26 protein-coding genes are annotated in these 22182 nt (G+C 53.0%); all 26 read right to left on the bottom strand.

From position 1 onward, the window contains the following. Nucleotides 1-58: 58 nt before the first annotated feature. Nucleotides 59-934, bottom strand: coding sequence for a hypothetical protein (locus CYQ09_RS03135; protein WP_162617554.1), 876 nt, complete (start codon nt 932-934; stop codon nt 59-61). Between the two features lie 31 nt (nt 935-965). Next, on the bottom strand, nt 966-2630 hold the full coding sequence (locus CYQ09_RS03130; protein WP_106743981.1) for a ribonuclease J: 1665 nt from the start codon (nt 2628-2630) through the stop codon (nt 966-968). Continuing rightward, entirely contained in the window at nt 2627-3400 is a 774-nt protein-coding gene (locus CYQ09_RS03125) for a type III pantothenate kinase (RefSeq protein WP_106743980.1), read from the bottom strand. Before CYQ09_RS03125 ends, CYQ09_RS03130 begins: the two co-directional genes overlap by 4 nt. A gap of 14 nt (nt 3401-3414) precedes the next feature. Further along, on the bottom strand, nt 3415-4173 hold the full coding sequence (locus CYQ09_RS03120) for a biotin--[acetyl-CoA-carboxylase] ligase (protein WP_106743979.1): 759 nt from the start codon (nt 4171-4173) through the stop codon (nt 3415-3417). Then, nucleotides 4163-5599 (bottom strand): NADH-quinone oxidoreductase subunit NuoN, encoded by a 1437-nt coding sequence (nuoN, locus tag CYQ09_RS03115; RefSeq protein WP_106743978.1) that lies wholly within the window; start codon nt 5597-5599, stop codon nt 4163-4165. The genes CYQ09_RS03120 and nuoN overlap by 11 nt, the downstream gene beginning before the upstream one ends. A gap of 12 nt (nt 5600-5611) precedes the next feature. Next, a complete protein-coding gene (locus tag CYQ09_RS03110) occupies nt 5612-7153 on the bottom strand; it encodes an NADH-quinone oxidoreductase subunit M (protein ID WP_106743977.1) in 1542 nt (513 codons plus the stop codon). Beyond that, nucleotides 7153-9273: an NADH-quinone oxidoreductase subunit L gene (gene nuoL, locus CYQ09_RS03105; RefSeq protein ID WP_106743976.1), complete on the bottom strand. Its 2121-nt coding sequence runs from the start codon at nt 9271-9273 to the stop codon at nt 7153-7155. Before nuoL ends, CYQ09_RS03110 begins: the two co-directional genes overlap by 1 nt. Before the next feature lie 5 nt (nt 9274-9278). Then, a complete protein-coding gene (gene nuoK / locus CYQ09_RS03100; protein ID WP_106353662.1) occupies nt 9279-9584 on the bottom strand; it encodes an NADH-quinone oxidoreductase subunit NuoK in 306 nt (101 codons plus the stop codon). A gap of 85 nt (nt 9585-9669) precedes the next feature. Further along, nucleotides 9670-10275: an NADH-quinone oxidoreductase subunit J gene (locus CYQ09_RS03095; RefSeq protein WP_106743975.1), complete on the bottom strand. Its 606-nt coding sequence runs from the start codon at nt 10273-10275 to the stop codon at nt 9670-9672. Continuing rightward, on the bottom strand, nt 10272-10670 hold the full coding sequence (locus tag CYQ09_RS03090) for a carboxymuconolactone decarboxylase family protein (RefSeq protein ID WP_106743974.1): 399 nt from the start codon (nt 10668-10670) through the stop codon (nt 10272-10274). The genes CYQ09_RS03095 and CYQ09_RS03090 overlap by 4 nt, the downstream gene beginning before the upstream one ends. Further along, nucleotides 10667-11086: a DUF4259 domain-containing protein gene (locus tag CYQ09_RS03085; protein WP_106743973.1), complete on the bottom strand. Its 420-nt coding sequence runs from the start codon at nt 11084-11086 to the stop codon at nt 10667-10669. The genes CYQ09_RS03090 and CYQ09_RS03085 overlap by 4 nt, the downstream gene beginning before the upstream one ends. Before the next feature lie 11 nt (nt 11087-11097). Continuing rightward, entirely contained in the window at nt 11098-11592 is a 495-nt protein-coding gene (gene nuoI / locus CYQ09_RS03080; protein WP_106743972.1) for an NADH-quinone oxidoreductase subunit NuoI, read from the bottom strand. Between the two features lies 1 nt (nt 11593). Next, nucleotides 11594-12634, bottom strand: a complete 1041-nt coding sequence (gene nuoH / locus CYQ09_RS03075) for an NADH-quinone oxidoreductase subunit NuoH (protein WP_106743971.1) — start codon at nt 12632-12634, stop codon at nt 11594-11596. A gap of 110 nt (nt 12635-12744) precedes the next feature. After that, the gene (gene nuoG / locus CYQ09_RS03070) at nt 12745-14760 is read right to left on the bottom strand and encodes an NADH-quinone oxidoreductase subunit NuoG (RefSeq protein WP_106743970.1); all 2016 of its coding nucleotides are present in this window, start codon (nt 14758-14760) and stop codon (nt 12745-12747) included. Nucleotides 14761-14900: 140 nt separating this feature from the next. After that, nucleotides 14901-15308 carry a DUF5333 domain-containing protein gene (locus CYQ09_RS03065; protein WP_162617553.1) on the bottom strand — a complete coding sequence of 136 codons (408 nt, stop codon included), beginning with the start codon at nt 15306-15308 and terminating at the stop codon, nt 14901-14903. 135 nt (nt 15309-15443) lie between these two features. Further along, nucleotides 15444-15677, bottom strand: a complete 234-nt coding sequence (locus tag CYQ09_RS03060) for a hypothetical protein (protein ID WP_106743969.1) — start codon at nt 15675-15677, stop codon at nt 15444-15446. 6 nt (nt 15678-15683) lie between these two features. Then, nucleotides 15684-16094, bottom strand: coding sequence for a hypothetical protein (locus CYQ09_RS03055; protein WP_106743968.1), 411 nt, complete (start codon nt 16092-16094; stop codon nt 15684-15686). Beyond that, the gene (gene nuoF, locus CYQ09_RS03050; protein WP_106743967.1) at nt 16091-17377 is read right to left on the bottom strand and encodes an NADH-quinone oxidoreductase subunit NuoF; all 1287 of its coding nucleotides are present in this window, start codon (nt 17375-17377) and stop codon (nt 16091-16093) included. Before nuoF ends, CYQ09_RS03055 begins: the two co-directional genes overlap by 4 nt. Then, the gene (locus CYQ09_RS03045; protein ID WP_106353640.1) at nt 17377-17607 is read right to left on the bottom strand and encodes a DUF5337 domain-containing protein; all 231 of its coding nucleotides are present in this window, start codon (nt 17605-17607) and stop codon (nt 17377-17379) included. The genes nuoF and CYQ09_RS03045 overlap by 1 nt, the downstream gene beginning before the upstream one ends. A gap of 51 nt (nt 17608-17658) precedes the next feature. After that, nucleotides 17659-18375, bottom strand: a complete 717-nt coding sequence (locus CYQ09_RS03040) for an NADH:ubiquinone oxidoreductase (protein WP_106743966.1) — start codon at nt 18373-18375, stop codon at nt 17659-17661. Nucleotides 18376-18564: 189 nt separating this feature from the next. Further along, the gene (locus tag CYQ09_RS03035; RefSeq protein WP_106743965.1) at nt 18565-19677 is read right to left on the bottom strand and encodes an NADH-quinone oxidoreductase subunit E; all 1113 of its coding nucleotides are present in this window, start codon (nt 19675-19677) and stop codon (nt 18565-18567) included. After that, nucleotides 19677-19799 carry a hypothetical protein gene (locus tag CYQ09_RS18535; protein WP_275425354.1) on the bottom strand — a complete coding sequence of 41 codons (123 nt, stop codon included), beginning with the start codon at nt 19797-19799 and terminating at the stop codon, nt 19677-19679. The genes CYQ09_RS03035 and CYQ09_RS18535 overlap by 1 nt, the downstream gene beginning before the upstream one ends. 19 nt (nt 19800-19818) lie before the next feature. Next, the gene (locus tag CYQ09_RS03030) at nt 19819-20142 is read right to left on the bottom strand and encodes a hypothetical protein (RefSeq protein WP_106743964.1); all 324 of its coding nucleotides are present in this window, start codon (nt 20140-20142) and stop codon (nt 19819-19821) included. A 33-nt stretch (nt 20143-20175) separates the two neighbouring features. Continuing rightward, nucleotides 20176-20334, bottom strand: a complete 159-nt coding sequence (locus CYQ09_RS18235) for a hypothetical protein (protein ID WP_162617552.1) — start codon at nt 20332-20334, stop codon at nt 20176-20178. Continuing rightward, complete coding sequence (locus tag CYQ09_RS03025) at nt 20334-21572, bottom strand: NADH-quinone oxidoreductase subunit D (protein ID WP_106743963.1); 1239 nt, start codon at nt 21570-21572, stop codon at nt 20334-20336. Before CYQ09_RS03025 ends, CYQ09_RS18235 begins: the two co-directional genes overlap by 1 nt. Nucleotide 21573: 1 nt before the next feature. Beyond that, nucleotides 21574-22182, bottom strand: coding sequence for an NADH-quinone oxidoreductase subunit C (locus CYQ09_RS03020; RefSeq protein ID WP_106744557.1), 609 nt, complete (start codon nt 22180-22182; stop codon nt 21574-21576).

Here is a 22182-nt window from a genome sequence, read left to right as displayed (position 1 = left end):
GGACGGGATGGAATTACATTCCGTCCCGTCTGTCCGAATTATGCATCCTAAAATTAGGTTATAATGCCGGGGCTTGGCATTCTGAATTAGATTGCTCACCTACGTCAAACGTCGCGTCTCGTTCGCTTGCGATTTTCAAATCGCTGTATCCAATGATCAGCGGGCAACCTTGTACCGACCCAAAGTTTGTCTCTACACGATGGTATTGGTCTCCTTCCCGCATCGTATATGGGTACTCAATAAATGTTGAAACCTCGTCAATTTGATGTTCTTCGCCCCATAAAACATCATACTCATCTTTCAAAAGGGCAACTGCATCAGAATTTACTAAAGCAAATCTATTGGTTTCAACCCGACATCGACGTGCCACACCAGAATCCGCATAGTAAGTGCTCAACATTTCGTAGGTAACCTTGAAGGCCTTATCGACCGTAAACCACATTTGTCGCGTGTACGGCACAGAGTAATCCACCCTATCCTCACCTCTTGAGGTCAAGCCTGCTTCGTTAAATGGTTCGTTCTGAGAGACACTTACCCAGCAGCGCTGCATTAGATCATCCCAAGTATCGTAATAAAGAGGCGTGACATCTTTGAAACGTGTATTTGACGGAATAACAAGCTGCTCGTCTGGCGGAGTTTGGCCGTCTGGCACCGCACCAGTACGTTGTCGCATCGCTTCGGCGAACGCTGCCGACTGAGCGGCAACTTCAGGGCTAACATTCCGGGGTTGAAGATCAGTGATATCACCATCACCATCACCATTAATGACGCGTTCAAGCCTTTCCTGCGCAGCCTCAAGGCTTTCATCGCCGGCATCTGATATTTCTGGTGCAATGGGTGGAGGTGTTTGGAAACCTCCCTGCAAGACGAATATCCCCCCTGCACCGAGCACCATCAATATCCCCAATGCGAGCACTAAATGTACTAATTTCATCTACTCATCCCCTAAATAACCCATTCAAAAATTACCCCAACCGGCTGACAATCACCGTCACTTCGGGCTTTTTCCCGATCTCGCCTTGGGCCGAACGGCGCGCGATTGTTCTTAGCTCTTTTTCCAGCTTCACTTCGTCGCGCAGGGTTTTGGCATTTGCACGGTTGATGAATTGGCTCAGGTCTTCTTCGACGACCTCGACCAAGGCTGCGTTGTTCCTGCCGGTTTCGGCAAGGCCCGAAATTTCGACCCATGGATCACCCAGTGGCTCATCGTTTTCGTCGATGATAAGCGTCACAATCATATGGCCGTTCAGCGCCATGCGGATGCGGTCGCGCACGATGCCGTCCATTGCGCCGATCTGTACCGACCCATCCAGATAGGTGCGGCCGGTTTCAATATATTCAGCGACCTTAGGTGCGTTGCCTGATAGGTTGATCATCATACCATTGACAGCCACGATGCCCGTAAGCCCTGCCGCATTGCCGACCTTGACGTGTTCACGCAGGTGACGGTGTTCGCCATGCATTGGGATCAGGATTTGCGGCTTAACGATCTGGTGCATGGTTTCCAGATCAGGGCGGTTCGCGTGACCGGACACGTGGTATTTGCCACCCGCATCGTCGATCACATCAACGCCCAGTTCGGACAGTTGGTTCATGATACGGATCACGCCGCGCTCATTCCCAGGGATCGTCTTGGATGAGAACAGGAAGGTATCCCCTTCCTTTAGCTTGAGGCCCAGATATGACCCTTGGGCAAGCTGTGCAGATGCGGCGCGGCGTTCGCCTTGGGATCCGGTCACCAACAGCATCACGTTCTCACGTGGCATGTTCAGCGCGTCTTCTGGGGAAACCACGGGTGGGAACCCCGACAGGATGCCAACTTCGGTCGCCGCTTCTACCATCCGGCGCATCGCACGGCCAAGCAACACGACAGAGCGACCACCTTTTTGCGCCGCAATTGCCAGTGTTTTCAGACGTGCGATATTCGATGCGAAGGTTGTCGCAACGACCATCCCTGTCGCTTCTTTCATCATGTCAGCGATTGCATCGCCGATGGTCGCCTCTGACCGGCCTTCTGCATTGGAGAAGATGTTCGTACTATCACAGACAAGCGCCTTAACACCGTCTTTGGACACTTCTTCCCATAGGGCTGCATTCCATGGGTCGCCGACCACTGGCGTTTCGTCGATCTTAAAATCACCCGAATGCAACACACGTCCATCAGGCGTATCGATCAACAAGCCCGCGCTTTCGGGAATAGAGTGACTGATCGGCAGGTAGGATACTTTGAACGGGCCGCAATCGATAACTTGAGGATAAACGTCAACGACGTTTACAACGCTATCCGGCAAACCATGTTCACCCAGCTTGCGGCGCGCAATATTCGCAGTGAACGGACGGGCGTAAACAGGCGCACCCAGACGTTCCCAATAGTGGCCGATCGCGCCGACATGGTCTTCGTGCGCGTGCGTGATAAAGATGCCTTCGATCTGTGATTTGCGTTTCTCAAGCCATGCAATGTCTGGCAAGATCAGGTCAACACCCGGCGTCCCGTCCATATCAGGAAATGTCACGCCCAGATCGACAACGATCAGCCGTTCCTTACCCGGAGCGCCATATCCATAGACATAAGCGTTCATGCCGATCTCGCCGGCGCCCCCTAGAGGCAGGTAAATCAAGCGGTCGGTCATGTGTTATCCTTGTTGTATTTATGGATGACGGTCAGGCCGTGCATCGTCAGATCGTCTTCGAACGCGTCGAACAGGTTTTCAGCCTGCTGGAACAAAGGCGCAAGCCCCCCGGTCGCGATGACCTGCATTGGAACGCCACGTTCTGCTTTGATCCGCGCACATATCTCGCGGACAAGGCCAATGTAACCCCAAAAGACGCCCGATTGCATGCACGCAACAGTATTTGTCCCTACGACACGTTGGGGCTTGGAAATATCGACATGTGGTAGCGCAGCTGCCGCATTATGCAGCGCTTCAAGACTGAGATTTACGCCCGGTGCGATCACCCCGCCAACATAGGCCCCGTCTACATCGACCACATCAAAGGTGGTCGCGGTGCCAAAGTCAACGACAACCAAGTTACCACCGTGGCGATCAAACGCACCCGCCGCGTTAACAACCCGATCAGGCCCAACTTGCGTTCCTTCGTCCACACGCGGGGACTGGGGAAGCAAGCAATCAGGCTTACCAACAACCATTGGGCGGCAATTAAAATACCGATCTGACAGCACCCGCAAGTTAAACACCACACGCGGAACCGTAGAACTGATGATTACCTCGTTAATAGCCACGTCAACCTTTTGGAATTCCATCAGCGTGGACAGCCAGACATAGTACTGGTCCGCCGTACGCTGCCATTCGGTGCTCGTACGCCATGTCGCGATAAACGATTTACCGTCCCAGATCGAAAAAACGGTATTGGTATTGCCGCAATCAATTGCCAAAAGCATGAAGCGTCCCCTTATCAGAAATAGACATCGGCGGCGGGAATGATCCGCGGCCCTTGTGCTGTTTGCAACACAAGATTGCCATCCAGATCGACCGTCTCAAACAGACCGGTGATTTCTTCGCGCGCCGTACGGGCAGTGATGACCTCGCCTAGCCGGGCGGCCTTGGATAGCCAATCGTCGCGGATACGTGCAAAGCCGATTGTCCTCAGCTTGTCTTCTTGCGTTGCATAGGTATCAGCCAGAACCGCTAAAAAATCCTCTGGGTCCACGTCCCATCCGCCTGCAGCGCGCAGGCTTGTTGGGGCAAAGGCCGCGCCAGTCACACCGTCCGGCGTGTGGGCCAAATTTACGCCTATCCCAATCGACAGCCAATCAACAACGCTACCCTGCCCGCTGCTTTCAAGCAAAATGCCAGCGACCTTTCCGCCGGAAAGCAGCACGTCATTCGGCCATTTCAGCGCCAGTTTTTCGGGTTGGATATAAATCGCGAGTGCGGCCTGAAGTGCGTTGGCGGCAAGGAAAGATCGCTTTGCCGCATCGGCGGGGCTACAGCTGGGTTTAAAGACCAAAGTCGCATTTAGATTTCCGGCAGGAACGATCCACGGCCGCCCGCGCCGACCGCGTGCAGCGGTTTGGGTGCGAGCCATTATCCAAGTGGGTTGTTCTAAAGTGGGCGCGAGGCGCGCAGCCTCGGCCATTGTGCTATCCACGCTATCGTGGATCACACGCCCATAGCCGGTAGGCCAATGCGCGTGTGTACCGTCAGTTGACAAGCGCTGCTGCCGCGCTTGCGGCCATTGGTTCGATGCCGAACAAGTTCACGACGCCAACCAGCATGATCAGTGCAGAGGCCATCAAGAATGTCCAAAGAACTGGGTTCATCTTACCGTCAAGCGCGTCAGTTTCTTCGCCGAAGTACATGTAGTAAACGATGCGCAGATAGTAAAACGCACCAATCACGGATGCGATCACACCAGCAATAGCCAACCAGCCAAGGCCCGCATCATATGCTGCACGCAACACATAGAATTTTCCGAAGAAGCCAACCATTGGCGGCACGCCAGCAAGGCTGAACATCAGCACCAGCATCGCAAGTGCACGCAGCGGCTGGCGCTTTGAATACATCTTAAGGCTTTCAATCGACGTAACCGGGCGACCATCACGTTCCATCCCAAGGATAAACGCGAATGTACCGACGTTCATGGTCACATAGATTACCATATAGATCAGCATCGCCTGCACACCCAGAACGGTGCCCGCAGCAAGGCCCATCAAGGCAAAGCCCATGTGCGCGATAGACGAATACGCCATCAGACGTTTGATGTCTTTTTGACCAATCGCGGCAACCGCACCAAGAAACATGGACACAACAGCCAAGAACGCAACAATTTGCTGCCATTCGCTAACGATCCCGCCAAACGCATCATGTACAACGCGCGCAAACATTGCCATTGCCGCGATCTTTGGCGCTGTAGCAAAGAATGCTGTGACTGGTGTCGGGGAGCCTTGGTAAACATCTGGTGTCCACATATGGAACGGCGCAGCCGACACTTTGAATGCAAGACCAGCAATCAAGAACACGATACCGAACAGCAGGCCCAATGATGGATGATGTGCGCTCGCTTCAATGATGCCGCTAAACAATGTTGTTCCCGCGAAACCGTAAGTCAGCGATGCACCGTATAGCAGTAGACCAGAAGACAAAGCGCCCAGTACAAAATACTTCAGACCAGCTTCGGTCGATTTCACGCTATCACGGCGCAGCGATGCCACAACATACAACGCAAGCGACTGCAGCTCTAGCCCCATGTAAAGCGCCATCAGGTCGCCAGCCGAGACCATAACCATCATGCCGACGACAGAAAGTGCGACAAGAATTGGGTATTCAAAGCGCAGCAAACCGCGGCGTTTCATATAGGCTTCGGACATGACCAGCACGGCGGCAGCGGACAGCAGGATTGTGACCTTCGAGAAACGCGCAAACGCATCATCGTTGAACATGCCGTCAAAGGCTGTCTGTGTGCCCTGTCCGTTCATGCCGATCCAAAGGGCCAGCAAAACAAACAAGCCAGAAGTCACCCAAGTCAGCAGTGACGCCATCTTGTCTTTCGTTGTGTAAACAGCGCCAAGAAGGGCCAGCATGGCATACACTGCCAGCAGGATTTCAGGCATGACGATTTGGATATCTGCGGAAATCATGTCATCCGTTCCTTAATGCGACGCAACTTGGCCGACGGTTTCAAACCCCGCCACAGCCGTTTCGTAATTTTCAACCAGCGCAGCAACGCTCGGCCCGATGATGTCCAGAACCAGTGCAGGGTAAACACCCAGCAGCAGGGTCATGACGACCAGTGGGATAAAGATTACCTTTTCACGCTTGGTCATGTCAGAGATCGTCTTCAGGCTTTCCTTAATCAGGTCACCCATCACAACGCGGCGGTACAGCCACAGCGCATAAGCCGCCGAGAAGATAACACCAGTTGTCGCGATAGCAGCCACCCAGGTGTTCACTTGGAAGATACCAACCAGAACCAAGAATTCGCCGATAAAGCCAGATGTGCCCGGGAGACCAACGTTTGCCATGGTGAAGAACATAAAGATCAGCGCGTAAGCAGGCATCCGGTTAACCAGACCACCGTAAGCGTCGATTTCACGTGTATGCATGCGGTCATAGATCACACCAACACAAAGGAACAACGCGCCAGAGATAAAGCCGTGGCTGATCATCTGGAAAATCGCACCGTCGATACCATGTTGGTTCACCGCAAAGATCCCCATCGTCACGTACCCCATGTGGGCTACCGATGAATAGGCGATCAGCTTTTTCATGTCTTCTTGGACAAGTGCGACCAGCGACGTGTAAACGATCGCGATTGCGGACAGCCATAGAACCAGCGGCCCCATTACCTCGGACCCGATTGGGAACATTGGCAGGCTGAAGCGTAGGAAGCCGTAGCCACCCATCTTCAACAGGATTGCCGCCAACACGACCGAACCAGCTGTCGGCGCCTGAACGTGCGCATCTGGCAACCATGTGTGCACAGGCAACATTGGCATTTTCACAGCAAAGCTTGCAAAGAACGCGAGCCACAGCAGAGTCTGCATACCACCAACGATCTGCACGCCAAGGATGCTGAAGTTTTCAGATCCAAAAGTGAATGTCATCAACGTTGGAATGTCGGTCGTACCCGCTTGCGAGAACATCGCAACCATCGCAACCAGCATCAGCACTGAGCCAAGGAAGGTGTATAGGAAGAACTTAAAAGATGCGTAGATCCGGTTCTTGCCACCCCAAATCCCGATGATCAGGAACATTGGGATCAGGCCCGCCTCGAAGAACAGGTAGAACAACACCAGATCAAGCGCCATGAACACGCCCAGCATCAAAGTTTCCAAGAGCAAGAAAGCGATCATGTATTCTTTGACACGTGTTGTGACGTTCCAGCAGGACGCAATAACAAGCGGCATCAGGAATGTGGTCAGCATCACGAACAGAATGCTGATACCATCAACACCCATCTTATATTGCAAACCAGCAAGCCAAGACCGTGTCTCGACCATTTGGAAGCCGGTGTCGTTAGGGTTGAAGTTCGACAAGATGAACAGCGACGTCAGGAACGTAACCAATGTCGTCACCATGGCGACCCATTTGGCGTTCCGCTGGGCGGCAGCGTCATCACCGCGCAAGAAAAGCGCAAGAATGACGGCACCCAATAGCGGAATGAACGTGGTCAGCGAAAGAATGTTGCCCATTAGTTTGCCCCCCCGGTCATCGTGACCCAGGTCAGCAGCACCGCAATCCCTATGACCATTGCCAGCGCATAAGTGAACACATAGCCAGACTGCGCACGCCCTGCCAGCTTTGTGAAGAATGGAATGATGCCCATTGCCAAACCGTTAATCCCACCGTCGATTAGTTTCGTATCACCCTGCTTCCACAGGAACCGCCCAATGGCGAAAGCCGGCCGAACGAAGATAAAGTTGTACAGCTCATCAAAGTACCATTTGTTGAGCAAGAAATTGTAAAGCGGCGCCTGCTGCTGGGCCAATTTGGCGGGCAGATCGGGGCGACGAATATACATCAGATAAGCCAAAGCCAAGCCAAGGATCATCGCAACGAATGGCGATACTTTCACCCAAATAGGAGCGTGGTGCGCATCATCCATAACATGATTGTCAGGAGACATGTGGATCGCGCCCTGCCCCGGTACAGCTGCAACACCGTGGCCATCTTCGTTGGCTTCGGTTGCGTGACCGTCGTCAGACCCCTGTGTTGTCTCAGCTGCGTAGGCTGCAGAGATTAGGCTAAAGCCGCCAGCGTGATCTTCGACATGTGCTTCAGCTTCAGCAATACCAAAGAACACTTCGACCTTATGGTGATCACCAAAGAACGAGCTGTACCAAAGCATCCCAGAAAAGATCGCACCAAGGCTAAGAACACCTAATGGGATCAACATAACAGTCGGGCTTTCATGCGCGTGGTCATGCGTATGTTTGTCGCCACGCGGTTCGCCGTAGAACGTCATGAACATCAGGCGCCAGCTGTAGAAGCTTGTCATGAATGCCGCAATAACCAGCATCCAGAAGGCATAACCACCAGAAGTACCTGCGTATGCGCTTTCGATCACCGCATCTTTGGACAAGAAGCCAGCGAAACCAAAGTGCGTCAGCGGAATGCCTACACCCGTAATGGCCAGCGTACCGATCATCATCGCCCAGAATGTGTAAGGGATCTTTTTACGTAGACCGCCGTAGTTCCGCATGTCTTGTTCGTGGTGCATCGCGTGGATCACAGAACCGGCGCCAAGGAACAGCATCGCTTTAAAGAACGCGTGTGTCAGCAGGTGGAACATCGCGACCGAGTAAACACCAACGCCAGCGGCAACGAACATATAGCCCAGCTGTGAACAGGTTGAATACGCGATGACGCGTTTGATGTCGTTCTGCACCAGACCAACGGTCGCCGCAAAGAATGCAGTCGTCGCACCAAGGAACACGATGAAGTTCGTCGTTTCCGGCGCATATTCCATCAGCGGTGACATACGGCAAACCAGGAAGACACCCGCAGTAACCATGGTCGCAGCATGGATCAGCGCTGACACAGGTGTCGGACCCTCCATCGCGTCAGGCAACCAAGTATGCAAGATCAGTTGCGCCGATTTACCCATCGCACCGATGAACAGAAGCATCGCAATCAGGTTCGTTGCGGACCAGTCTCTCCAAAGGAAGTGCAGGTTTTGTTCCGCGAGGTCGGGCACGGCAGCAAAGATATCATCAAAGCGGATGCTGTCCGTCATCATATACAGTGCAAAGATACCCAGCGCGAAACCAAAGTCACCGACACGGTTCACAACAAACGCTTTGATCGCAGCGGCACCGGCAGATGGCTTTTTGTAGTAGAAACCGATCAACAGGTAAGACGCAACGCCCACGCCTTCCCAACCAAAGAACATCTGAACAAGGTTGTCAGAGGTGACCAGCATCAACATCGCAAAGGTAAAGAACGACAGGTACGCAAAGAAGCGGGCCTTGTAGTGCTGGCCTTCGCTGAAATGCTCATCATGGGCCATGTAGCCGAATGAATAGAGGTGCACCAACGCAGAAACAGTCGTGATCACGATCAACATGATCGCGGTCAGACGGTCCATACGGATCGACCAATCAGTAGACAGCGTGCCGCTTTCGATCCAACGCAGGATGTGGATTGTCTCGGTCGTGCCATCAAATGACAGGAATACGATCCACGACAGGAATGCCGCGAGGAACAGCAGGCCTGTAGTAATCCACTGCGCGGCGGTTTCCCCGATCAGCTTCCAACCAAAGCCGCCAATAATCGCGCCCACTAACGGGGCAAAAAGGATGGTGGTTTCCATTTGCGTTAGCCCTTCATCACGTTGACGTCTTCAACGTCGATGGTTCCGCGGTTACGGAAGAAACACACAAGAATTGCCAGACCAATCGCGGCCTCTGCGGCGGCAACAGTCAGAACAAAAAGCGTAAAGACCTGACCAACCAGATCATTCAGGTAGCTAGAGAACGCAACAAAGTTGATGTTCACCGCCAACAGCATCAATTCGATGCTCATCAGCAGGATGATGACGTTCTTTCGGTTCAGGAAAAGACCAAAGATGCCAATGACAAACAGGGCCGCAGCCACCGCAAGATAATGTTCAAGTCCTATCATTGTGTCATTCCTTTTGCTGTCATACGCACAAAGGAAATTCTAGAATTTCCTTCTGGGTCGAAAATTTTTCTCGAAAATTTTCCCATCACAGCCCCTGCCCCGGTTTTACGTCTTTGAGTTCCATTGCCTTCGCGGGATCACGGTGCATTTGCGCGATCACATTCTGGCGTTTGATATCCACGCGGTGGCGCAACGTCAGGACGATCGCGCCAATCATCGCTACCAGCAGGATCAGACCAGCCAATTGGAATAGCATGATGTATTTGTCGTAAATCAGCATCCCGAGGGCCGCTGTGTTATTCGCGTCACCCTGCGGTGCCGCAATGCGGTCGGTAACACCGTCAGAAAAGCCCCAAACGCCGAATGCCAGCGCCAGTTGCATGATAATGACGATCCCGATCAACAAAGCCAGCGGCATGTATTTCGCCATTTCTGCCTTCAGTTCGGCAAAGTCGACGTCCAACATCATGACAACAAACAAGAAAAGAACAGCGACCGCGCCGACGTAAACGATAATTAACAGCATCGCGACGAATTCAGCGCCAAGGGTCACAAACAGCCCCGCCGAGGACAGAAATGCAAGGATCAACCAAAGCACCGAATGTACTGGGTTCCGGCTGATGACTGTAAACAACCCACCTACGACCGTGGTGATCGCAAACAGATAGAATGTGAACGCGAAAACACTCATGCGGTTTCGTCCTTTTCCAACACTTCGTTGGCCAATTGCATGGCCTTATTCATTGCAGGAACGCCGCCAAACATACCCATCTGGGCGATCGTTTCAGCGATTTCCTGTTTCGTGGCGCCCGCTTCGGTCAGGTGTCGAACGGTCAACCGGATTTGCGCCTCGGCCTGCGCGCCCAGCACAGTCAAGCCCGCAAGCGTCAACAAAAGGCGCGTCTTTGCATCAAGCCCGTCAGGGTTGACGCCTTTGCCAAAGAACATCTCCATTGTTTCCTTGGGCATCGTTGGCCATAGGTTCTCAAATCCCTTGGGCGTGAAGGCGTCCAAGTCAACATTCATGGATTTGGCCCAGTCTTGACCAATCTGCATCATGGCTTCAAAGGGGTTCTGATCACTCATGCCGCGTCCAACCTCGCGCGCAAAGTATTTACCTGCGATAGCCATTGATCCAGCTCATCGGCCTCTTGCCAAAGATCATACAGCTCAGAGCTATCGGAGTCGGCGGTCAGAGCTTCCAGCGCCTCGCTGGTTCGGGCCTGAACATTATCAATATCCAACAACGCGTCTTTATGATTTTCAACGGGTTCTTCAAGTTGGTCAGCCAGATCCTCATCCGGTTTACCAAGTGCTGCGACAACAACTTCGGCCAAAGCAACAATCGCAGAACCGATGTCGCTTTCGACATACCCACTGGCGATTGCGTCCGAGCAAGCGTCAAGAACATCAGATGCAGCGGATGCACCGAATTCGTTAAAGTCAGTTAGCCAGTCTTGACTGCCATCGTTATCGAGTGATCCTACGCCCCAAGCGCCCATTGTCTTGTCCCCTACCGATACGGTGCGTCGAGTTCGAGATTGCGGGCAATCTCGGCTTCCCAACGGTCGCCGTTCGCCAGCAGTTTCTCTTTATCATAATAAAGTTCTTCGCGGGTTTCGGTGCTGAATTCAAAATTCGGCCCCTCAACGATCGCATCCACCGGACAGGCTTCTTGGCAGAAGCCGCAGTAGATGCATTTGGTCATATCGATGTCATAACGCGTGGTGCGGCGCGAACCATCATCACGCGGTTCCGCGTCAATGGTGATTGCCTGCGCCGGGCAAACAGCCTCGCAAAGCTTACAAGCGATACACCGCTCTTCACCATTCGCATAACGGCGCAAAGCGTGTTCACCACGAAAACGTGGGCTCAACGGCCCCTTCTCATGCGGGTAGTTTAACGTCGCCTTGGGCGAGAAGAAATACTTCAATCCCAATTTAAAACCGACATAGAAATCCTGAAGCAGGAAATACTTTACGGCACGGGTATAATCCATTTGGCTCATATCAGCCTCCCATCGTCCAGCGGGCCCAGAATCCGCCGAGCACTTCGAATTTCGCGAGGAACGACACTAAAACCACCCATGCCAGTGACAGTGGCAGAAATACTTTCCAGCCGATCCGCATCAGTTGGTCATAGCGGTAGCGTGGCGTAATCGCCTTTACCATTGAGAACATGAAGAAACACATCGCCATTTTCAGGATCATCCACAGGATGCCATCGGGCAAAAACGGCAGTGGTGACAGCCACCCCCCAAAGAACAGCAGTGAAATCAGTGCGCACATGAGAACCACGGCCATCAATTCACCGATCATGAACAGCAGGAATGGCGTGGAGGAATATTCAACCTGATAACCAGCAACCAGTTCTGATTCCGCTTCGGGAAGGTCAAATGGCGGGCGGTTGGTTTCAGCCAAGGCCGAGATGAAGAAGAGGAACAGCATTGGGAAGTGTGCAACCCAGTACCAGCTGAACAATCCGCCTGCCCCGTCTTGAGCCGCGACGATATCGCCAAAGTTCATCGAACCGGTTGAAATAATCACACCGATGATGATCAAACCAAGTGACACTTCGTAAGAAATCATCTGCGCGGCGGACCGTAATGACCCAAGGAATGGGTATTTAGAGTTCGAAGCCCAACCGCCCATGATCACGCCGTATACTTCAAGCGAGGAAACCGCGAAGACAAACAAGATCGCAACATTGATATTGGACAACACCCAGCCGTCGTTAAACGGAATGACCGACCAAGCAACCACCGCAAGCACAAAGGAGATCATCGGCGCGAGGAAGAAGACAAATTTGTCGGCACCCGCTGGCACAACGATCTCTTTGACGATGTATTTCAAGAAATCCGCAAAGGATTGCAGCAACCCAAAGGCACCCACAATGTTCGGTCCCTTACGCATCTGCACAGCAGCCCAAATTTTGCGATCTGCGTACATAAGAAACGCAAGAGCGACCAACAATGGAATCAGAACCAGCAAACACTGGCCCAAAATAACAAGGACCATCCCAAGGTTGGTATTGGTAAAGAACTCGACCATCTTTATTCCCTCACACCGTTTTGGGCGGTGCCAATTTTGATGCAGCGCGTATCTATTTCACGCCGCAGGTGCCAGCCCAAAGGGCTGAAATTCATGGGGCAAGCCCCGTCTTACTCCGCCGCGATCGCAGGGTTAGCCCGCGCTTTGGCATTCGCACTCAGTTCAGCCATCAGTCCAGATGCGCGCGCGATTGGGTTTGTCAGGTAGAAATCCGTGATTGCGTACTTGAAATCTGCCTTACCCGGTTTTTTAACCGGGATCGGGTTCCATTCGTTTTCCGTGACTTCGTCAATCTGTCCTAGATGCGGATGCGCCGCGACGATCGCCTGACGCAATTGCGCCAAACTATCAAACGGCAGGGTCGCCCCTAATTCTGCGGACAGTGCCCGCAAGATTGCCCAGTTTTCTTTTGCCTCACCCGGAGGGAAGCTGGCGCGCATCGCAAGTTGCGGGCGACCTTCGGTATTTACAAACAATCCGTTTTCTTCGGTATAGGCAGCGCCCGGCAGGATGATGTCGGCACGGTGTGCGCCACGATCACCGTGTGATCCTTGATAGATCACAAATGCGCCAGAAGCGATTTCCACCTCATCAGCACCAAGGTTATAAACAACCTCGGCCTCTGAAACAGCATCCATACCGCCGTCAGCAACTGCGCCGACATCAAGCGCGCCAACCCGTGACGCAGCAGTGTGCAGCACCATAAATTTCGCGCCTGCTTTTCCAGCAGCCTTCATGGCTTGACCTAGAACAGCCTCACCATCAACTTCGCTCAGCGCACCTTGGCCGATGATCACAACACCACGGACGCCTTGCTTGTCGGAATAATCCATCGCAGCAAGCTTTTCCAAAGCGGCGCGATCAACGCCCAATTCTTGCACGTCATAAGTAAGGTCCGTGACTTCGCCGATCCGCGTGACTTTCGCACCCTTGGACCAAGCCTTACGGATGCGCGCATTCAATACAGGTGCCTCGACCCGAGGGTCCGTACCGATAAGCAATATCGTCTCTGCATCATCGATGTCTTCAATCGTAGCAGTACCAACGTAAGCAGAACGGTTATCAGCAGGCAGTTTGGCGCCGTTGATACGGCTTTCGACAACGCCGCCCAGCCCTTCGACCAATTGCTTTAGGGCATAGGTCGCTTCAACAGGCGCGAGGTCGCCAACGAGACCAGCAACCTTTTTATCCTTCATCGCAGCAGCAGCGGCCGTCAGAGCCTCGCCCCAACCTGCTTTGCGCAGCTTGCCGTTTTCACGAATATAAGGTGTATCCAAACGCTGGCGACGCAGACCGTCCCAAACGAAACGAGACTTATCAGAGATCCACTCTTCGTTCACACCGTCATGGTTGCGCGGCATGATACGCATCACTTCGCGGCCCTTCGTGTCAACGCGGATGTTAGAACCAAGCGCATCCATAACATCGATAGATTCGGTTTTTGTTAGTTCCCATGGACGCGCAGTAAATGCGTATGGCTTCGAAACCAGCGCACCAACGGGACAAAGGTCGATGATATTGCCCTGCAAATTCGAATCAAGCGTTTCGCCAAGGTAGCTCGTGATTTCAGCATCTTCGCCACGGCCAGTCTGACCCATCTGCGAAATGCCCGCTACTTCGGTCGTGAACCGTACGCAGCGCGTGCAAGAAATGCAGCGCGTCATGTGGGTCTCAACAAGCGGGCCAAGATCCAGATCGTCAGTCGCACGCTTTGGTTCACGGAAACGGCTAAAGTCTACGCCATAGGCCATTGCCTGATCTTGAAGGTCACATTCGCCACCTTGGTCGCAAATCGGACAATCAAGCGGATGGTTTATCAGCAAGAACTCCATCACGCCTTCGCGGGCCTTTTTGACCATGGGCGAATTGGTTTTCACAACCGGTGGCTGGCCTTCGGGTCCGGGGCGCAAATCGCGCACCTGCATCGCACAAGACGCAGCAGGCTTTGGTGGACCGCCGACGACCTCAACCAAGCACATGCGGCAGTTACCCGCAATCGACAAACGTTCGTGATAACAGAAACGCGGGATCTCGATCCCGGCCTCTTCACAGGCCTGAATCAGGGTCATCGCCCCATCAACTTCGACCTCAGTTCCATCAATGACGACTTTGCGTAGATCAGACATGGCGTGCCTTTATATTCCCGTTCGCGCCTTCCCCAACGATATGAGGTGGGACCGCGTTGGACGCGTTCTAGCGCGACCGGGAACATGATGCCAGTCAGTTTGGCAAAAAAGACGCCAAATTTCATGTCAAATTCGGCGTGTTAGCGCAACAACCAGCCTACGCGCGTATTTGCAGCGATTTGTGCATGTCCCACGGCGCAATATGTCGCGGGCTCTGCGGGAACGACTCCGAGCTGCGCAAGTTGCTGCCGCGCTATATTTTCAAGGCGATCTTTTTCGGCATCATCATGAACATAGGCATCTATCTGAGCATCCGAATACCCTAAATCGCTTGCAAGCCGCTTCAAAGACTGGAGATAATTCAACCCACGCCACGTGCGTGCGCCGATGTCATCACATTTGCGGGAAATCTCATATGCCATACCAACATAGATGATACCGTTGCGGACCTGCGCAACATCCTTCAGCGGGGTTTGCGCAGCTAAAGGGCTGACCATGCCTGTGGCGGCAATGGCAATTGCGGCGATAATCCCTGATGTTTTTGTCATGCGGTCTCTCCTTTGAGGCAAAGGCAATTCATGCGCTAAGCTGACCCTCAATGTGCGTTTGTCGCGACGTTATTCAATATCAACGGTGTATTTTAGGTGACAAAACGCCGAACGATCCCCGCTTACGCGAGGGCACTAACGCCTACGTTGGCGTGTTGGGGCAATTCCTGAAAAAGACTTACGCAAAAAGGCGACAGTCAAAATCCCCCCAATGATCGCAAGCCCAGCCGCCGCACCATACGCCCAAATTGGTGCGACATCGGACCGTACCGCGACAACGGTAAACCACGCAGGCAAGCCACAAACAGTAAGCGTGATAAGGGCCGCGCAGAAACTGGCGGCCCCATCAAGAATATTACGAAATGCCATCAGCGTTTAGACCGGGACCAAAAGCGCGCTTAAAGCAGTCCCTTCAAGCGTTTCGGCGTCAGCGGCGCCACAAAGATCAGCACCCGTTAGCTCAACGCCGTGTTTTGCAACAAAGCTACGCTCGCTCACACCTGTTTCTGTTTCGATGGCAACGCGCAACGGAATGGCGGACAGCGAACCCCGACCAATCTCATTACGTTTTTCGTTCAGCTCGGCATCCAAGATCGCATCATAGCGGTAACGAGGACAGCTGCGCGCGACATCATTCGCAAGCTTAAGTGTCGCATAATACATTGGTGTCGACATGTTATACAACTTTTGCACAGCCGGATCATCGAACGAACGCGCGGCGCCCGGTCCGGTTGCACATGCAGCAAGGCTTAAAGCTGCTCCTAACATTACTCCGCGTATGATCATTCTGCAGCAATCCCCGCAATACGTTTATGTTTAATCCGGTCTTCAATATCGTCCCGGAAATTCCGGATAAGAGCCTGAATTGGCCACGCGGCCGCATCACCAAGCGCACAAATTGTGTGGCCCTCAACCTGTTTGGTCACATCAAAAAGCATATCGATTTCTTCAACCGATGCATCACCTTTTACCAAACGCTCCATAACGCGCATCATCCAGCCGGTGCCTTCTCGACATGGGGTGCACTGACCACAGCTTTCGTGCTTATAAAACTTGGACAAACGCCAGATCGCTTTTATCATGTCAGTTGACTGATCCATCACGATCACGGCCGCAGTCCCCAACGATGACCCTTTTTCTTTCAGGCCGTCAAAGTCCATAATCGCATCGCGCATGTTTTCGCCACGCACGTTTGGCACAGACGAACCACCAGGGATCACAGCCTTCAGATTATCCCAACCACCTTTGATGCCACCACAGTGTTTTTCGATCAGCTCTTCGAACGAAATCCCCATTTCTTCTTCGACGACACACGGGTTGTTCACGTGACCTGAGATCGCGAAAAGCTTTGTTCCCGCGTTGTTTGCGCGGCCAATGCCAGAAAACCAACCACCACCGCGACGCAAAATCGTCGGCACCACAGCGATCGATTCGACGTTGTTCACTGTTGTCGGGCAGCCATAAAGACCGGCACCCGCAGGGAATGGCGGCTTCATCCGCGGCATACCCTTTTTGCCTTCAAGGCTTTCCAGAAGTGCGGTTTCTTCACCACAGATATAGGCCCCTGCCCCATGGGTCAGGTAAATGTCGAAATCCCAGCCGGATTTGGCAGCGTTCTTACCAACCAAACCAGCAGCATATGCTTCGTCAATGGCAGCTTGTAGCGCTTCACGTTCGCGAATGTATTCGCCACGGATATAGATATAGCAGGCATGTGCGTTCATCGCGAAAGACGCAATCAGGCACCCTTCGACCAGCGTATGCGGATCGTGGCGCATAATTTCGCGGTCTTTACATGTGCCTGGCTCAGATTCGTCAGCGTTGACCACAAGATAAGACGGGCGACCGTCGGTTTCTTTGGGCATGAACGACCATTTCAAACCAGTCGGGAAGCCCGCACCGCCACGACCACGCAGGCCCGAGGCTTTCATCTCGTCTACGATCCAGTCCCGCCCTTTTTTGATAATAGCGGCTGTACCATCCCAATGACCACGTGCTTGTGCGCCTGCCAAGGTACGCTCGTGCATACCATAAAGGTTGGTAAAAATACGGTCTTCGTCTTTGAGCATCAGCTTTCGCCCTTGTCGTTCTGGCGCGCGCGCCAGAGTTGAAATGTCTGCCACAGCGCAAAGCCAAAACCAGCGAGTGCTGCAAGGTCAAATAACGCGCGTGTCCGAATGGACCAACCGAAATGTGACCCCGCCCATGTAGCCAAAATCCATAAAGCACCAGTTCCAGCAAGAATCAACGCGGTGCGTTGTCCCGCCTTTGCCTGTTTTTCATCTGTTTTTTGGCTCATGTGTGGAACGGCGCCTTGCGACGCCGCCTTTCGTTTTCTTTACCTGATGGCTTAGCCAGCCGCCAGTGTCTTGGCTTGTTCTACCCATTTGTCACGGGTTGCACGACCCTTAAAGCCCTGCAAATTTTCATCGACCCACTTTTGTTCCGATGCGCCCCATGATGCAACCTGGTCAAAGTGGTAAATTCCCATCCCGTTGAGCATGGTTTCAAGCTTTGGACCAACGCCTTTGATCTTTTTAAGATCATCTGCCCCACCTTCACGTGCAGCCTTTAGCGCAACAGGTTTTCCGGCGTCTTCTGCCGCAAGGGCGACAGGCGCTTCTTCGACTGGCTCCGCTTGGGTTAGCTCTGGTTCTGCAACTGGCGCTGCTTCTATAACCGGTTCAGGCGCTTGCTCAACAACAGGCTCGGGCTCTGGTGCGACAATCGGCTCTGGTTCCTCCGCAACCTCTGGTTCGACCTCGGGCGTTGGTTCAATGATTGGTGATGCTGTAATCGGTGCAACAATAGGGGCGGGTGCCATCTCTGGCGCGGGCGTCGTATCCGGAGTCGCAGCAGCAGAGGCTGGTGGCTCAACGGGCTTTACGAATGCATCGGCCCAGCCGAACATCAGGACAACAAGAACAATCGCTGCAACAATCAAGCCAATCAAAAGTGCGCCCAAAAAGCCAAGCTTGCTAAAAATCAGCAAGAGCAGAGCCAGAACACCGCCAAAACAGGCCGCAATCGCAATCATACGCGTGGTAATAGGTTTTGCTTCGTTCATCTTTTCAGTCTCCCTCGGACGGCAGCACACCGACGCCGTCCTGTTTCGTCAAAGCACGGCCAATTTCGGCATTCCCGAACCGTGCTTCCCGAAACATTTACCCGCCAGGATGAAAAAACCTAAACATTTTATCGCAAAGGTCGAAAAATCAAGCGATTAGGCCAAATATGCGGCCCAATCGCCGCGTTCTTAGCCTTTCGTTGCAAACTCAGCAGCTTGTGCAATCCAGTTATCGCGTACAATACGGCCTTTAAACTTCAACCGGCTATCAACCCAAACGACCTCTGCGTCGGTCCATTTTGCGATCTGATCAAAGTGCCAAAAACCAAGTTCGTTCAAGACGCCCTCTAGCTTTGGGCCGACGCCGCTAATGCGTTTCAGATCATCAGCACCTGCTTTGCGTGGTGCCTTCATTGTCCGTGGTTTTTTCTCTGCGACATCGCCTGCCGGTGCGGGTTGCGCTTCCGGCTTGCCCTTCGATTGCGCGACGGCTTCTTGTTTCGTGATACCCGTCTTATCGACCGGCTTCTTGGCTGCAGGTTTCGGGGCTTTGGGTTTGTCCGCCGCTTTCGGCTTTTGAGGGGCTGCGCTGCCGTCATCAATCCATGGCGTCAAAAGCGGAACCTCGGTCCCATCGATACGCTTCACCGTGTCACCAATATCAACAGCAGCTTGCACGCTTGCGTTATACTTAGTCTTGCCGCTGTCATAGCCCCGCAAAGACGTCAGTCCCTTAAGCGGCTCCGCCGCGAAACGACCATTTTGTGGCCCCGGCACAGGAACCTGCCCTGCAGCTAATTCATCAATGATTTCGCTCAGACGTGCAGCGGTCAAATCTTCGTAATAGTCTTTGCCGATCTGGGCCATCGGTGCGTTCGCACATGAACCAAGGCATTCGACTTCTTCCCAAGAAAATTTACCATCAGCGGATAGCGCATGCGCCTTGTCAGCGATCTTGTCTTTACAGACACCGATCAGATCTTCTGCACCACAAATCATGCACGACAACGTGCCGCAAACCTGAATGTGTGCGATCGAACCCACGGGCTGTAATTGGAACATAAAGTAGAACGACGCGACCTCAAGTACCCGGATATAGGCCATGTCCAACATCTCTGCGATGTGTTCAATCGCAGGGCGGGTCAGCCATCCCTCTTGCTCTTGTGCGCGCCACAACAGCGGGATCACGGCAGAGGCCTGACGGCCTTCGGGGAATTTCTTTGTCTGCGCTTCGGCCCATTTTTGGTTATCAGGCGTAAATGCAAACGTGGCTGGTTGTTCGTGGTATAGGCGGCGTAGCATTAGTTTATCCCAGTCATTACGGCGGCTGATGTGGTCAGCGCAAACAAGGTGGTAGGAACAATCCCACCAGGATTAAGGCCACCCAACAAAAGCAGCAGGCCCGGCAAGCCAAGAGTACTCATCTAGCGACCTCCTTTTTGGTTAAGGGCAATTAGCAGAAATGATTTCAAACGACCGTTGATCGGCAGCAACCTGCCCTCGCCCTTCGGCTTTCAGTTCGTTCATGATGCGGCCCAGATCTTCGACAGATAGCGTCGCATCAGCAAGAACGATGGAAGAGTTGCTTTCGTTCACGACACAACCGTTTTGTTCAACTGTGGTGACAAACCGTTCTTTGGCGGACAGCGGATTAACCACAGGCGCAGGCGATGGCGTGGTATCGGGACGAAAATCAGGCACTTGAAACGTTCCGCCAGCACAGGCCGAAAGCACAACAAACGAAAGACCGATCAGTTTACGCTTCATGTCTTTTATTCCTTCCAATATCCGCTAAGCGGTTCAAAGTTGGCCACGCAGAAACGTCACCAAAAACACAGCGACTGCACCGGCAATCGCAGATTTCACAAACCGACCACGGCCACGCGCGACAAGCCCGCCAGCCATGCCAGAAACGGCACCAAGCACCAGCAGCCAAATATCAACCGTAATCGAACCCATTAGCGGTCGATCTCACCAAATACGACGTCCATCGTACCGATAATCGCAGCAACGTCGGCAAGCTGGTGACCACCGGCCACGTGATCCATCGCCTGCAAATGCAAGAAACCCGGCGCACGCAGTTTGGCGCGGTAAGGTTTGTTTGATCCATCAGCGACCAGATAGACGCCAAACTCACCTTTGGGTGCCTCGACGGCGGCGTAAACTTCGCCAGCAGGAACGTGGAAACCTTCGGTGTATAGTTTGAAGTGATGGATCAAAGATTCCATCGATGTTTTCATTTCACCGCGTGTTGGCGGGGTCATCTTACCGCGCGCCATCACATCACCTTTTTCATGGCGTAGCTTTTCGCAGGCCTGACGGATAATCGACGTAGATTGGCGCATTTCTTCCATACGACACAGATAACGGTCATAGCAGTCGCCGTTTTTGCCAACCGGAATTTGGAATTCAAATTCATCGTAGCACTCGTAGGGCTGTGCACGGCGCAAATCCCACGCAAGGCCAGAACCGCGCACCATGACACCAGAGAAGCCCCACTCTTGGATGTCTTCTTCGGTGACGATGCCGATGTCAGCGTTACGCTGTTTGAAAATCCGGTTTTCAGTCAGCAGGCCGTCAATGTCAGCAAGAACCTTTGGGAACTCAACAGCCCAAGTATCAATGTCCTCGATCAGTTGATCAGGCAGATCTTGGTGCACACCGCCCGGACGGAAGTATGCAGCGTGCAAACGGGCACCACAGGCGCGCTCGTAAAACACCATCAGCTTTTCACGCTCTTCAAAGCCCCAGAGAGGTGGGGTCAGCGCACCAACGTCCATCGCTTGGGTCGTAACGTTCAGAAGATGATTCAACACCCGGCCAATTTCAGAATAAAGCACGCGGATCAGCGACGCACGACGCGGCACTTCGGTGCCTGTCAGCTTTTCAATCGCAAGACACCAAGCATGTTCTTGGTTCATGGGCGCGACATAGTCCAACCGATCAAAATACGGCAGGTTCTGTAGGTAAGTGCGGCTTTCCATCAGCTTTTCGGTGCCACGGTGCAACAGGCCGATGTGCGGGTCACAACGTTCAACAATCTCGCCGTCGAGTTCAAGAACAAGACGCAAAACACCGTGGGCCGCGGGGTGTTGCGGACCAAAGTTTATATTGAAATTACGAATTTGCTGTTCGTCGGTGGCGGCGTCAGTAGAACCGTCATCATACGCATTCGTACGGATATTCCCGTCCATCATATTACTTCGCCTCCTCTTTTTTCTCGTCGCCGGGCAGGATGTATTGGGCCCCTTCCCATGGTGACATAAAGTCGAACTGGCGGTACTCTTGAACCAGCTTCACTGGTTCATAAACGACGCGCTTTTGCACTTCATCATAACGCACTTCGGTGTAACCCGTTGTCGGAAAATCTTTGCGCAGCGGATATCCGCGGAAACCATAATCTGTCAGTATCCGGCGCAAATCTGGATGCCCGGAAAACAGAATGCCAAACATGTCAAAAATTTCGCGTTCAAACCAATTCGCACTAGGGTGCACTGACAAGATCGATGGCATCATTTCGTCTTCGCGAATCTGAACGCGCAGTCGGATGCGATGGTTCTGATACATGCTAAGAAAATGGTAAACGACGTCAAACCGCTTTGCCCGACTTGGGTAATCAACAGCCGTGATATCGACAAGGCTGGAAAATTTGCAGGCCTGATCGGTTTTCAAAAACTCCACAAACGTAACAAGCGAGGACGGCGCGACAGTGACGGTCAGCTCATCATGGGTAACGTCCCACGACAGGACACAGTCGTTGCGCTTGGCTTCTAACAGAGCGCCGAGTTCATTGAGTGCTTCGGTCAT

Origin of the sequence: Yoonia maritima (assembly GCF_002933395.1) — a bacterium.
GTDB lineage: Bacteria > Pseudomonadota > Alphaproteobacteria > Rhodobacterales > Rhodobacteraceae > Yoonia > Yoonia maritima_A.
This window is presented reverse-complemented; position numbering and strand designations above follow the sequence as displayed.